The sequence below is a fragment of the Streptomyces sp. cf386 genome, from assembly GCF_900103585.1.
Classification (GTDB): Bacteria; Actinomycetota; Actinomycetes; order Streptomycetales; family Streptomycetaceae; genus Streptomyces.
In genome coordinates, this window is record NZ_FNHV01000001.1 from 436799 (window position 1) to 449916 (window position 13118).

A 13118-nucleotide genomic window follows, 5' to 3' on the forward strand; every position below is an offset into this window, starting at 1 on the left:
CTCCAGCCGATCAGCACAGCGAGGTGCACGGGACATGCGCAGACACCACAGAGCCGCCGCTCTGACCGCCACCGCCCTGGCCGGCGCCCTGTTCGCAGCGGGCTGCTCCAGCAGCTCAGGCGGCAAGGACTCCGAGGACGGCGCCGCCGACGCCTCGGCGGGCAAGGCCACCACCCCCCGGATGACCGTGGCCATGATCACCCACGCCGCCCCCGGCGACACCTTCTGGGACCTGATCCGCAAGGGCGCCGAGGCCGCCGCCGCCAAGGACAACATCAAGCTCGTCTACTCCAGCGACCCCAGCGCCGGCACCCAGGCCAACCTGGTGCAGAACGCCATCGACCAGAAAGTCGACGGCATCGCGCTGACCGCGGCGAAGCCCAGCGCCATGAAGGCCGTGATCGCCAAGGCCACCGCCGCCGGCATCCCGGTCGTCGGCTTCAACGCCGGCCTGGACAACTGGAAGGACCTCGGCATGCTCGAGTACTTCGGGCAGGACGAGAACATCGCCGGCCGGGCCTTCGGCGAGCGGCTCAACGACAGCGGCGCCAAGCACGCCGTCTGCGTCATCCAGGAACAGGGCCACGTCGCCCTGGAGGCCCGCTGCGCAGGCCTGAAGAAGGGCTTCAAGGGCACCACCGACAACCTCTACGTCAACGGCACCGACATGCCCTCCGTGAAGTCGACGATCACCGCCAAGCTCCAGCAGGACTCCTCCATCGACCAGGTCGTCACCCTCGGCGCCCCCTTCGCCCTGACCGCCGTGCAGTCCGTCGCCGACGCCGGCAGCAAGGCCAAGATCGCCACCTTCGACCTCAACAAGTCACTCGTCACCGCCGTCCAGGACGGCAAGGTCGAGTTCGCCGTCGACCAGCAGCCCTACCTCCAGGGCTACCTCTCCGTCGACTCCCTGTGGCTGTACAAGACCAACGGCAACTTCAGCGGCGGCGGCACCGCACCCGTCCTGACCGGACCCGCCTTCATCACCAAGGACAACGTCGACGCGGTCGCCGAGTTCGCCGCCAAGGGAACGCGGTAGCCCTGAGAACGGGCGGGGCCGGCCGTGACCGCGACGGGGCACGGCCGGCCCCGCCTCCCCACCCTCTCGGAGCTTGCGAACAGGCTCTCAGGCCGGCTCCTTCGGGGCCGGCCCACTCGTGCCCCGGACGACGAGCTTCGGGTCCAACACGGCCTCACGCGGCTCCAGTTCCCGGTTCTCCAGCCGCTCCACGGCGAACCGCACCGCGTTCTCGGCCAGCAGCAGCGCGTCCTGACGGACCGTCGTCAGACCGATCGGCATCAGGTGGGAGAGATGGCTGTCGTCGTAGCCGACGACCGACATGTCGCGCGGGACCTCGACGCCCGCTCGGGTCAGGGCCATCAACAGGCCCATGGCGCACCGGTCGTTGCCCGCGAGGACCGCGCTGGGAAGGGGCAGCCCTCGGTCCCGCTCCGCCAGGAGCAGTCGGCCCGTCTCGATGCCCGACTCCTCCGTGTGCTCGCCGGGGATGACCCGCGCCTCGGGCTCCAGTCCGTGCCTGCGCATCGCGGCCTTGTACGCGCGGCGCCGCTCGGCCGAGCCGGGGCCGCGCCCGCCGTCGATGTGCACGATCCGGCGGTGCCCCAGCTCCACGAGGTGGTCCATGGCCTGCCGTACGCCCTTGCCCTCGGCGGAGTGCACGAAGTCCACGTGGGCACCCGGGGCGCGGCGCCCGACCGAGACGGTCGCCGCCCGGTGTCCGAGTTCGTCGAGGTAGGCCGGGTCGGCGTCGGGGGCGAGCAGGATCAGCCCCTCGCAGCGGTGACCGAGCAGCGCCTCGATGGCCTTGGCCTCGCTGCGGCCCGGCGTGGTGCCGGAGAGCAGGACGTCGTAGCCGAGCCGTTCGGCCTCCGGATAGATGCCCTCGATGAGATCCGTGTGGAAGATCTGATGCACGATGAACATCACGCCGAGCGTGCGGCTGCGGCCGCGCGCGAGCAGCCGGGCCGCGTTGTCGGGCCGGTAGCCGATCTCGTCGGCGACCCGCAGGACCCGCTCGCGGGTCTCCTGGCTCGCCCCCGGCTGATTGCGGAAGACGATCGAGACGAGCGCCCGGGACACGCCCGCCCTCCCGGCGACATCCGCCATCGTGGGCCGCTGCCTGCCCGATCCGTCCACCCGTGCACCCACCTTTCGACGCCGCTCACCTTAGCCGGATCCAGAAATCTTCAGCGGGGTCTCGAAATCTCCCGGCAACAACCTATTGACATGACATTTGGACCAGGGTCATCGTACTCGAACTAGAGCGCTCTAGTAGAGCGCGACAGCACAATCGTCCACCGGCTTCCGTCCCCTCCCCGAAGGACCCGTCATGGCAACGGCGCCAACCTCGCTCCGCACCACCGCGGGCAATCTCTGCCTGGGCTCCGCCCCCGACTCCTGGGGCGTGTGGTTCCCCGAGGACGACCAGCAGGTTCCGTACACCCGCTTCCTCGACGAGCTGGCCGCGGCCGGCTACCAGTGGCTGGAGCTCGGCCCGTACGGCTACCTCCCCACCGACCCGGCCGTCCTCGCCGAGGAGCTCGCGGTGCGCGGCCTGAAGGTCTCCGGCGGCACCGCGTTCGGTGCGCTGCACCGCCCCGAGGCCTGGGACGAGATGCTCGCCCACGTCCGCCAGGTGGCCACCCTGACCGCCGCCGCGGGCGCACACCACCTCGTCCTCATCCCGCCCATGTACCGGGACGAGAAGACCGGCGCGTTCACCGAGTCCCCCGAGCTGACCGCCGAGCAGTGGGCGGGCTTCGGCAGGGCCGCCGACCGGCTCGGCAGGCTGCTGCTCGACGAGTACGACGTACGGCTCGTCATCCATCCGCACGCCGACAGCCACATCCAGACCCAGCCGGAGATCGAGCGGCTCCTCAACGAGTCCGACTCCCGCTACACCAACCTGTGTCTGGACACCGGCCATGTCGCCTACGGGGGTGGCGACAACCTCGACCTGATCCGCCGGTTCGGCGAGCGTGTCGGGTACGTCCACATCAAGCAGATGGACCCCGGCATCCTCGCCCAGGTGGCCGCCGAGAACCTCTCCTTCGGCGAGGCCGTCAAGCGGGGTGTGTGCGTGTCGCCGCCCGCCGGGGTACCGAGGCCCGCCGACGTGGTCGCCGAACTAGCCCGGCTCGACGCCGAGTTGTTCGTCGTCGTGGAGCAGGACCTGTATCCGTGCGCACCCGAGGTGCCGCTGCCCATCGCGGTCGGCACCCGTGAGCACCTGGCCGGCGTCGGCCTCACCGGCACCCGCCGCCCGGCCCTCACGACCCCCGAACGGTGAGGAGGCGGCCCATGGATGTCAGGGACGACTCGACGCAGGCCCCCGCCGCCGTCACGGACGACGCCCCGCCGGCGGTGACCCGCAGGCTGCGGCTCATCACGATCATCGCCACGTTCGGCGGACTGCTCTTCGGCTACGACACCGGCGTCATCAACGGCGCCCTGCCGTACATGACCGACGACCTCGGCCTGACCGCGGTCACCGAGGGCATGGTCACCAGCTCGCTGCTGCTGGGGGCCGCGCTCGGTGCGGTGATCGGCGGGCGGATGTCGGACGCGCGCGGGCGGCGCCGTACGATCCTCGCCCTCGCCGTGCTGTTCTTCGTCGGCGCGCTCGGCTGCACGCTGGCGCCGACGACCGCCGTGATGGTCGTCGCCCGGTTCGTGCTCGGCCTCGCGGTCGGCGGCGCCTCGGTGACCGTGCCGGTCTACCTCGCGGAGGTCTCCCCCGCCGAGCGGCGCGGCGCACTGGTCACCCGTAACGAACTGATGATCGTCAGCGGCCAGTTGCTGGCGTTCACCTCCAACGCGATCATCGCCCGGGTGGGCGGGGAGTCCGGCGAGGTGTGGCGCTGGATGCTGGTGATCGCCACTCTCCCGGCCGTGGTGCTGTGGTTCGGGATGCTCGTCATGCCGGAGAGCCCGCGCTGGCTCGCCTCGCAGACCCGCTTCGGCGAGGCCCTGGAGGTGCTCAAGCAGGTCAGGTCCCGGCAGCGCGCCGAGGCAGAACTCGCCGAGGTGTCCGCGCTCGCCGTCAAGGAGGAGCAGGAGAAGCTGGGCGGCTGGCAGGACATGAAGGCCACGCCGTGGATCCGCAGGCTGATGTTCATCGGCTTCGGCATCGCCATCGTGCAGCAGATCACCGGCGTCAACACGATCATGTACTACGGCACCCAGATCCTCACCGACGCCGGTTTCGCCTCGGACAGCGCGCTGACCGCCAACATCGCCAACGGCGTGATCTCGGTACTGGCCACCTTCGTCGGCATCTGGCTGCTCGGCCGGGTCAACCGCCGCCCCATGTTGATGGTCGGTCAGATGGGCACCACCGCAGCCCTGTTGCTGATCGGCGTGTTCTCGCTGGTGCTGCCGTCCGGCGACGGCCGTGCCTACGCGGTGCTCGCCATGACCGTCACCTTCCTCGCCTTCCAGCAGGGCGCGATCTCGCCGGTGACCTGGCTGATGCTGTCGGAGATCTTCCCGATGCGGATGCGCGGCTTCGGCATGGGGGTCGCGGCCGTGGTGCTGTGGCTGACCAACTTCGTGATCGGACTGGTCTTCCCGTCTCTCGTCTCCGGCATCGGGATCTCCAACACCTTCTTCCTGTTCGTGGTGGCGGGTGTCTTCTCGCTCGCCTTCGTGAAGCGCTACGTCCCCGAGACGAAGGGCCGCTCGCTGGAGACCCTCGAAGCCGAACTCCGGGCGCGCTTCTCCTGATTCCCCCCGTCCCCGGGTCCGTCGCGGCCGGGGATCGCAGAAAGGACCACCACCCATGACTGTGCGAGTAGGCGTCATCGGCGCCGGCTGGATCGGCATGGAGCACATCCGGCGCCTGACCGACACCATCACCGGTGCCCGGGTCACCGCGGTCACCGACATCGACGCCGCCCGTGCCGAGGAGGCGGCGGCACCGGTCGGCGCCCGGATGCTGCCCGACGGTGCGGCCGTGGTCGCGGCGGACGACGTCGACGCCGTCCTCGTGACGTCCTGGGGCCCGACCCACGCCGAGCACGTGCTGAGCGCGATCGCGGCAGGCAAGCCGGTGTTCTGCGAGAAGCCCCTCGCGACGACCGCCGAGGACTGTCTGAAGATCGTCGAGGCCGAGACGGCACACGGCCGCCGACTGGTCCAGGTCGGGTTCATGCGCCGCTACGACGCCGGCTACCGGCGTATGAAGCAGGTCATCGACTCCGGCCGCATCGGTGAGCCGCTGATCGTGCACTGCGCCCACCGCAACCCGACCGTCCCGGAGTCGTACACCTCCCACATGGCCGCCCTGGACACGGCGGTGCACGAGGTCGACGTGCTGCGCTGGCTGCTGGACGACGAGATCGTCTCCACCCAGGTGGTCACCCCGCGCGCCACGAGCAAGCGGTTCGCGCACCTCAAGGACCCGCAGATCATGCTCTTCGAGACCGCCAAGGGCGTCCGAATCGACCTGGAGGTCTTCGTCAACTGCCAGTACGGCTACGACATCCAGTGCGAGGCGGTCGGCGAGGAGGGCCTCGTCCGGCTGCCCGACCCGGCCTCGGTCGGTGTGCGCACCACGGGACAGCACAGCACGGAGGTCCTCACGGACTGGGTGGGCCGCTTCGCGGACGCCTTCGACACCGAGTTCCGCGAGTGGATCGCGGGCATCGCCGCCGGCGACGAGCCGACCGGGCCCTCGGCCTGGGACGGCTATGCCGCCACCGTCATCACCGCCGCGACCGTCGTGGCCCTGGAGTCGGGCCGCGTCGTCGCCACCGACCTCAAGCCCCGCCCCGCCTTCTACGGAGGTGCCGCGTGAAAATCGCCCTCGACCCGTATATGCTCCGCGCGCTCCCCATCGACGAGATGGTGCGCACGGTCGCCGAACTCGGCTACGAGTACATCGAGTTGTCGCCCCGCGACGACTTCATGCCGTTCTTCCTGCACCCGCGCGCCGACGACGAGCGGATCGCGGAGCTGAAGACCTCCCTGCGCACGCACGGCGTCCGGCTGTCCTCCGTGCTGCCGCTGTACAAGTGGTCCTCGCCGGACGAGACGGAGCGGCAGACGGCCGTCCGCTACTGGAAGCGGATGATCGAGATCACCGCCGACCTCGAATGTCCGCTGATGAACTCGGAGTTCAACGGCCGCCCCGAGCGCGCCGCCGAGAGCGAGGCGGCCTTCTGGCGCTCGCTGGAGGAACTGCTCCCGGTGTTCGAGCGTGAGGGCATCGCGCTGAACCTGGAGGCCCACCCGGACGACTTCTGCGAGGAGAACACCCCCGCGGTCGATCTGGTCCGCGCGATCAACAAGCCGTGGGTGAACTACCTCTACTGCGCCCCGCACTCCTTCCACCTGTCCGGCGCCGACCCGACGGCGGACATCGCCGCGATGATGCGCTACGCCGGGGACAAGCTCCAGCACGTGCACATCGCGGACTCCTTCAACCACAAGGGCTCGTCCGGTCTGCGCTACATCCTCAACCCGCCCGGCACCCCGGCCCGGATCCACCAGCACCTGGACATCGGGCAGGGTGAGGTCGACTGGGACGCCTTCTTCGGGACGCTGCGCGAGCTGAACTTCGACGGCGTGGCCACCGCCTGCGTCTTCGCCTGGGAGGAACGGGCCGAGGAGTCCTCCGCGTTCATGCTGGACCGCATCCGCAAGGAGCTGGCCGCGTAGGCGGTACGGACGTTCAGCCGGGCATCCGGTCCCGAACTCACCCGTGGCTCTCGGGACGGAGGCGGTCCGCCCTGCGCTGTGCCAGCCACAGGGCGACCGCCTCGGCAATGGGCTGCCCGGTCTCCAGCTCGACGAAGCCGAACTGGCCGCCCTGGTTGCACTCCAGGAACCACCAGATGCCGTCCTCGTCCTCGGCGAAGTCGAAGGCCGCGTACGCCAGTCCGGCCAGAGTGACGTACTCGTGCACCGACTTGCCGATGCGCTCGGGCACCGGAACCGGCTTCCAGGGGTGCCCGGTGTCGCCGTAGCGGCCGTCGATCTGGCCGGGGTCGGCAATCTTGCGCGCGGCGAACGACCGGGCGCCGACGCAGGTCAGCCGGATGTCCGCCCGCTTGGGTATGTACCGCTGGAGCAGCGCGGGCCCGGCCGCGACGGCCGAGAAGTCGGCGTCGGGCCCGATGAGGGTGGTGGGCAGATCCTGCGCGGGGTCACCGGGCGGCGGCCCCGAGGCGGACTTCACCACCACGTCCCGGTACTCCTCGACGAACTCCTTCGCCAGCCTGGGTGCCGTGGTGAAGACCGTCGGCGGCACGGCGAAACCGCTGAGGTGGGCGACTCTCAACTGCCAGGGTTTCAGGCGTGCCTGGTCGGCGTTGCGGGGATGGTTCATCCACCGTGCGGCGGCGGAGTGGAGCATCCCGTACAGCGCCTGCCGGGTCTCGGCGGTCAGCCACGGTGAGGGGTGCGCGGCGTGCGCGGCCGGTTCGCCGGGTCTGCGCACCCAGATGGAGCGCAGCCCGCCCATGCTGAGCACATGGCCGTTGACCGACAGATGGCCGTCGAAGTCGCCGTGTGCGTAGTCGGCGGACAGCACGGCCTTGCCGGGCAGGTCGGCGGGGTCCAGCCGCAGCACGGGCGTCCCCGTCGCGTGCAGCCTGGCCACCACCAGGTCGGCGGTCACGTCCTCCTCGGACGTGAGGATCAGTACCGTCATGCGCGGTCGGGGTCGTCAGTCGTCGAAGTGGGTCGCGGAGCCGGCGGTGGACGTCGTCGTGCCGACGGCGAGCAGGAGGTCCGGGTCGCTGACGGCGGGGCGTCCGTCGGCCAGCACGTTCAGCTGCCGGGCCGGGTCGAAGTGATACGGCGTCACCGCGTCGGAAAGCCCCCTGAGTGACGCGTAGTTGAGGGTGAACGGTCGCACTGTGAACCTCCTGTGTGGTGCGGGTGAATTACCGTCACTTACGCACCCCTTGCGTAAGGAATTCATCACTTTCCGCCACATCGGCGTGAAGGTCGTCACACACTTCTCCGGATTCCCGGACCCGCCACGGGAACCCTTGACGCTGAACCGTTTCATTGCTTCTCTCAAAACGCAGTTCTCCATGGGAGCGCTCCCAACCCCACGTGAAAGGGATCCCCGTGCAGACAACCCCCCACCCCAGACGCACCCTTTCCGCCCTCCTCACCGCCGCACTCGTCGCCTGCCTGCTGTCGCTGTCCTGGGCCGGCGGCACCCCTGCGCGGGCGGCTGCGGGCGACGGTTCGGTGTCCGACCCCAACATCGTCTATGTGGGCCGCTGGGACACGAGTTCGGGCACGGCCGCCGTGCCCCAATGGTCCGGCGCGTATCTGCGGACGTCGTTCACCGGCACCACGGTGAAGGTCAGGGCCAGGGACGCGGTCAACTTCTACGCGAGCGTCGACGGCGGCCCCGACGTCTTCCACGCGGGCGTCCGCGGCACGGTGAACCTCACTCCCCAGCCCCTGTCCCCCGGCACCCACACCCTACGGATCTCCTATCGCTCCGGCGACACCGTCTTCCAGGGCCTGGTCCTGGACTCCGGCGCCCGCACGGTCGCTCCGGCGGTGCCGTCAGGGCTGGTCGAGTTCGTCGGCGACTCCATCACCGCGGGCGCCCTCACCGACCGGCTGGCGCTCGACTCGTACGCCTGGAAGACCGGCGAACGCCTCGGGATGCGGCACACCCGGATCGCCCGGGCCGGGTACTGCCTGGTCGCCCAGTCCGGTTGCACAGGCCTGAGCAGCCAGTACTTCCGCACCGGCAGCACCGGCGACCAGAACTGGGACTTCTCCCGCTATCCGGCGAGCGCGGTGGTCATCAACCTCGGCACCAACGACATCGGCCACGGCGTGTCCGGCCCCGCCTTCCAGACGGCGTACACCAAGTTCCTGAGCGATGTGCGCGCCCGGCACCCCGAGGCCCACCTCTTCGCCGTGCAGACGCTCAAGAAGCGCTACGTCGCCGAGACCAGGGCGGCCGTGAGCGCCCGCAACAGCGCCGGTGACGCCAAGGTGACCTACGTCGACACCACGGGCTGGCTCACCGACGGCGCCGACTACGAGGACGGCAACGGGCACCCCAACGAGGCGGGCCACACCAAGTTCGCGGACCGTCTGGCCCCGGTCATCGCCGCCCGACTCGGCACCGCCGCCACCGACGCGTCCACCAAGGCCGCCGCTCCCGGCCAGCCCGGCGACCCCAACATCAAGTTCGTGGGCCGCTGGGACACCCGCAGCTCCAGTACCCTCTACACCCCGTACTGGGCGGGCGCCTACTACCGGGTCGGCTTCACCGGCCGGACGGTCAAGCTCAAGCAGCGGGGCACCATCGACTTCTGGGCGCGCATCGACGACGGACCGGTGAGGTTCTACGACGACGTCAAGGGCACCGTGGACCTGACGCCGACGGCACTCGCCTCCGGGAACCACACCCTCCAGGTCAACTACCAGGTGGTCGCGGGCTCGTACCGCGGCGACGCCGTCTTCCAGGGGTTGGCCCTGGACTCCGGCGCGACCACGTTCGCACCGCCCGCTCCGGCCAAGCTGATCGAGTTCGTCGGCGACTCGATCACCGTGGGCACCACCACCTCGCAGAACGCCCGTACCGCGTACGGCTGGCTGATCGGCGAACGGCTCGGCGCCGAGCACACCCAGGTCGCCCAGGGCGGCGCCTGTCTGGTCGCCACGGCCGACGGATGCGTGGGCCTGGAGCAGCAGTTCGGCAGGCTCAACCCCAACTCCTCCACGCCCGACTGGGACTTCTCCCGCTACCAGGCGGACGCCGTCGTCATCAACCTGGGCACCAACGACGTGGGCCACGGCGTCAGCTCCACGCAGTTCCAGTCGGCGTACGCCGGCCTGCTGCGCAAGGCCCGAGCCGCCTATCCGCGGGCCTGGATCTTCGCGCTGGAGACCTTCCGGGGCCGTTACGTCCCGCAGACCGAAGCGGCCGTCAAGGCGGCCGTCGACGGCGGCGACACCCGGCTCTCCTTCGTCGACACCACCGGGTGGCTGGGCTCCGGCGACCTGACGGACTCGGTCCACCCCAACGACCAGGGCCACCGCGTCATCGCCGACCGCCTGGCGCCGATCATCGCGGCGCGGATCGGCGGCTGACCCGACCGGTTCGCCCCGGCCGGTCAGCGCTTCGAGGCGCCGGACCGCAGCTCGCGCAGCAAGTGCGGCGCCGTCTCGATCAGTTGGTCAACCTGGTGGTCGATCAGCCGGAGACACCCGTCGAGCGAGTCGGCGGGTGTCTCCGGGATCTCCAGCAGGTAGCGGTATCCGCTCAGCGGAACGCGCGCCGGTCCGCGTGCAGCGGGGCCGAGAGCCGGATGGTGATGAACTCGTTGTTGTCCGCCTTACCCGCCGTACGGCCGGACGAGAAGGGGAAGTTGTTGTCGTTGAGGACCGCCAGTGTCCGGTCGTCGACGAGGTTGACGTCCTCGATCGTCTGGAACGGGAACCGGAACGTCTCCCCGAAGCCGCCGAGCTGCTCGGGGTTGGCGATGTCCAGCAGGTCGGCGACCAGGGTCTTGTCCATCAGGCCGTCGTTGTCGCGGTCCCGGGTGTCGGCCAGGTAGATGCGCTTGAACTTGGCTGTGTCGCCCTGTCCGCCGTCGCGCTCGATGACCAGGAAGCGGTGCCGGTCGACGGCGATGGCGTCGCCGATGGCGTTCGAGGTCGACTCCAGGCGGTAGACGAAGCGCTTCCCGGTGTACGTGCGCTCGCACAGGTCGAACTCGCTGAACCGCAGGTCGCCGGGGGTGTCGCCGGTCACCGTGCCTTCCAGGAGCGGGTAGAGGTGGCGGCCGTCCACGGAGCGGACCAGGCCCTCGAAGCCCTTGCTGCCGGCGATGTTCGGCTGGGCGCCGTTCAGGTACGGGTTCTCCGGCGCCTTCACCCCGTCGAGCGCGATGGGGGCCTCCAAGAGGCGGCCCTTGGCGGAGAAGTGCAGCAGCCAGGGGCCGAACTCGTCACCCAGCCAGTACGTCCCGTCCGGCATCCGCACGATCGACTCGACGTCGAAGTCGGCGCCGGTGAGCACCCGGTCGGCCCGCGTGAGCGGGAACGGAACGTGGCGGTCGGGGTCGCTCAGGTTGAAGCCACCGAGCACGGTGACCTTCCCGGTGCGGGTGTCCGGCTTGACGCGGTGGACGCGGAGCAGGAAGTCGGCGCTGTTGGCCTTGGTGCCGTATCCGTTGTCCGACAGAGCGTCGAAGGTGCCGTCGCGCCGGTTGACGACGCCGCTGAAGCCCTGGACGGGCTGGTGGGCGAACGGCGCCGCTATCCCGTTGAAGGGACCGGCGCCGATGGCCGCGCCGGACGGCTCGCTGCCCGGCACGAACGTCTCGGCCGGCAGCGACGCGAAGCCGGTCAGCGTGGCCCGGCCGAAGTCCTGCCCGCCCCGGTCGGCCACCGCGGGGGACGCGAGGGAAACGGTCAGCACCGCGGCGCCGGCCATGATCGAGATTCTTCTCATGGCGCGCACGGTAAGAGCATGCGGTGACGTGGGCGCCAACGGCAGGGGAACACCTCACTGCATCGGCATTCCTCCGCCCCGGAGCCGTTCCAGGTCGGAGGGGCGGACCTGGATGACGAGCAGGGCGATCACGGCGGCGATCGCGGTGAAGATCGCGGCCATGACGAAGGCGGCGGAGACTCCCGCGGTGAGGATCTCGTCGGCGTACTGCGCCGGCAGCTGCCCGGTGCGTTCGAAGCGCAGCCGCTCCAGCGGGGTCGCCTGGGACAGGAAGTCGGGGATCTGTTGCTCGGCCTCGTTGTTGCTGGCCGTGCCGTACATCGTGACCAGGATGGACAGCCCGAGGGAACCGCCCACCTGCTGGGTGGCGTTGAGGAGCCCGGAGGCGGCGCCCGTCTCATGGACGGCCACGTTGGACAGCGCCATCAGGGTCAGGGACACGAACTCCATGCCCATGCCGAGGCTGAAGACGAGCATCGGGCCGAGGATGCTGCCCAGGTAGGTGGAGTGGATGTCGGTCAGGGTCAGCCAGGCGAGGCCCGCGGCGGCCAGGATCGCGCCCGTCACCATGAACGGCTTGGGCCCGTACTTCGGCAGGAGTTGGGAGGCGAGCCCCGCGCCGATCGCGATGACGGCGCTCACCGGGAGGAAGGCAAGGCCGGCCTGGAGCGGGCTGAAGTCGAGCACGTTCTGCACGAAGAGGGTGAGGAAGAAGAACATGCCGAAGATCGCGGCGGCGAGGCTCAGCATCATGCCGTAGGTGCCCGCCCGGTTGCGGTCCGCGAACATGTGCAGGGGCGTGATCGGCTGCCGGGAGCGCTGCTCGACCAGGATGAACAGCAGCAGGAAGACGACCGCCGCCCCGAACGCGGCCAGCGTCAGCGGGTCCCGCCAGCCGTCCTGCGCGGCGCGGATGAACCCGTAGACCAGGAGCACCATGCCGATGGTGGAGGTCAGCGCGCCGGTCAGGTCGAAGTGCCCGGGGTGGCGCTCGGACTCCCGGATCCAGCGCGGCGTGGCGAGGACGATGAGCAGCCCGATGGGCACGTTGACGAACAGCACCCAGCGCCAGTTGAGCCACTCGACCAGGATTCCGCCCATCAGCAGCCCGATCGCGCCGCCGCCCGCCGAGACCGCGGCGAAGACGCCGAACGCCCTGTTGCGCTCGGGTCCTTCACGGAAGGTCGTGCTGATCAGGGCGAGGGCGGTCGGGGAGGCGATGGCGCCGCCGACGCCCTGGAGGGCACGGGCGGCGAGCAGTTGCCACTCGTTCTGGGACAGTCCGCCGAGGAACGAGGCGAGGACGAAGAGCAGCACGCCGAAGACGAACACGCGCCGTCTGCCGAGGATGTCACCCATCCTGCCGCCGAGCAGCAGCAGTCCGCCGAAGGTGAGCGTGTAGGCGTTGATCACCCAGGACAGGCTGGTCGTGGAGAAGCCGAGCGAGCGCTGGATGTCGGGCAGGGCGATGTTCACGATGGTGATGTCGAGCACCACCATCAACTGACAGGACGCGATGACCAGCAGCGCCATACCGCTGCCACGGCCATCACCTCGCTCCGTCTCCTGCGGGGTGGTCCGTGCTTCAGGGGTCGGCTCCGGATTACTCATGGCATGCGCCATCGATGGGTGGTCGGGTCTCGTTCCCGCCAC

The 13118-nt window shown here is 70.0% G+C and carries 11 protein-coding genes; 6 read left to right on the forward strand and 5 right to left on the reverse strand.

Features of this window, described 5'->3' with window-relative positions:
* The first annotated feature begins 34 nt into the window (after positions 1-34).
* Positions 35-1039, forward strand: a complete 1005-nt coding sequence (locus BLU79_RS01875) for a sugar ABC transporter substrate-binding protein (RefSeq protein ID WP_093903780.1) — start codon at positions 35-37, stop codon at positions 1037-1039.
* Positions 1040-1126: 87 nt separating this feature from the next.
* On the opposite strand, the gene BLU79_RS01880 is transcribed toward BLU79_RS01875, so the two are convergent.
* Positions 1127-2128 (reverse strand): LacI family DNA-binding transcriptional regulator, encoded by a 1002-nt coding sequence (locus BLU79_RS01880; protein WP_093903781.1) that lies wholly within the window; start codon positions 2126-2128, stop codon positions 1127-1129.
* A 223-nt stretch (positions 2129-2351) separates the two neighbouring features.
* On the opposite strand from BLU79_RS01880, the gene BLU79_RS01885 reads away from it, so the two are divergent.
* Genes BLU79_RS01885 through BLU79_RS01900 form a run of 4 tightly spaced genes read left to right on the forward strand, consistent with a single transcriptional unit; the run spans position 2352 to position 6682 of the window.
* Entirely contained in the window at positions 2352-3311 is a 960-nt protein-coding gene (locus BLU79_RS01885) for a TIM barrel protein (RefSeq protein ID WP_093903782.1), read from the forward strand.
* An 11-nt stretch (positions 3312-3322) separates the two neighbouring features.
* Positions 3323-4747: a sugar porter family MFS transporter gene (locus BLU79_RS01890; RefSeq protein ID WP_093903783.1), complete on the forward strand. Its 1425-nt coding sequence runs from the start codon at positions 3323-3325 to the stop codon at positions 4745-4747.
* Positions 4748-4802: 55 nt separating this feature from the next.
* Complete coding sequence (locus tag BLU79_RS01895; RefSeq protein WP_093903784.1) at positions 4803-5819, forward strand: Gfo/Idh/MocA family oxidoreductase; 1017 nt, start codon at positions 4803-4805, stop codon at positions 5817-5819.
* The gene (locus tag BLU79_RS01900; protein ID WP_093903785.1) at positions 5816-6682 is read left to right on the forward strand and encodes a sugar phosphate isomerase/epimerase family protein; all 867 of its coding nucleotides are present in this window, start codon (positions 5816-5818) and stop codon (positions 6680-6682) included. The genes BLU79_RS01895 and BLU79_RS01900 overlap by 4 nt, the downstream gene beginning before the upstream one ends.
* A gap of 37 nt (positions 6683-6719) precedes the next feature.
* Here BLU79_RS01900 and BLU79_RS01905 read toward each other — a convergent pair whose 3' ends face one another.
* Together BLU79_RS01905 and tgmA are read right to left on the reverse strand one after the other, a co-directional pair.
* The gene (locus BLU79_RS01905) at positions 6720-7676 is read right to left on the reverse strand and encodes an MvdC/MvdD family ATP grasp protein (RefSeq protein WP_093903786.1); all 957 of its coding nucleotides are present in this window, start codon (positions 7674-7676) and stop codon (positions 6720-6722) included.
* Between the two features lie 15 nt (positions 7677-7691).
* Positions 7692-7883 (reverse strand): putative ATP-grasp-modified RiPP, encoded by a 192-nt coding sequence (gene tgmA / locus BLU79_RS01910; protein ID WP_177000823.1) that lies wholly within the window; start codon positions 7881-7883, stop codon positions 7692-7694.
* A gap of 218 nt (positions 7884-8101) precedes the next feature.
* On the opposite strand from tgmA, the gene BLU79_RS01915 reads away from it, so the two are divergent.
* On the forward strand, positions 8102-10099 hold the full coding sequence (locus BLU79_RS01915; RefSeq protein ID WP_093903787.1) for a GDSL-type esterase/lipase family protein: 1998 nt from the start codon (positions 8102-8104) through the stop codon (positions 10097-10099).
* Between the two features lie 172 nt (positions 10100-10271).
* Here BLU79_RS01915 and BLU79_RS01920 read toward each other — a convergent pair whose 3' ends face one another.
* Together BLU79_RS01920 and BLU79_RS01925 are read right to left on the reverse strand one after the other, a co-directional pair.
* Positions 10272-11465, reverse strand: a complete 1194-nt coding sequence (locus tag BLU79_RS01920) for an esterase-like activity of phytase family protein (RefSeq protein ID WP_256333099.1) — start codon at positions 11463-11465, stop codon at positions 10272-10274.
* 54 nt (positions 11466-11519) lie between these two features.
* A complete protein-coding gene (locus tag BLU79_RS01925; protein WP_093903789.1) occupies positions 11520-12998 on the reverse strand; it encodes an MFS transporter in 1479 nt (492 codons plus the stop codon).
* Positions 12999-13118 lie beyond the last annotated feature (120 nt).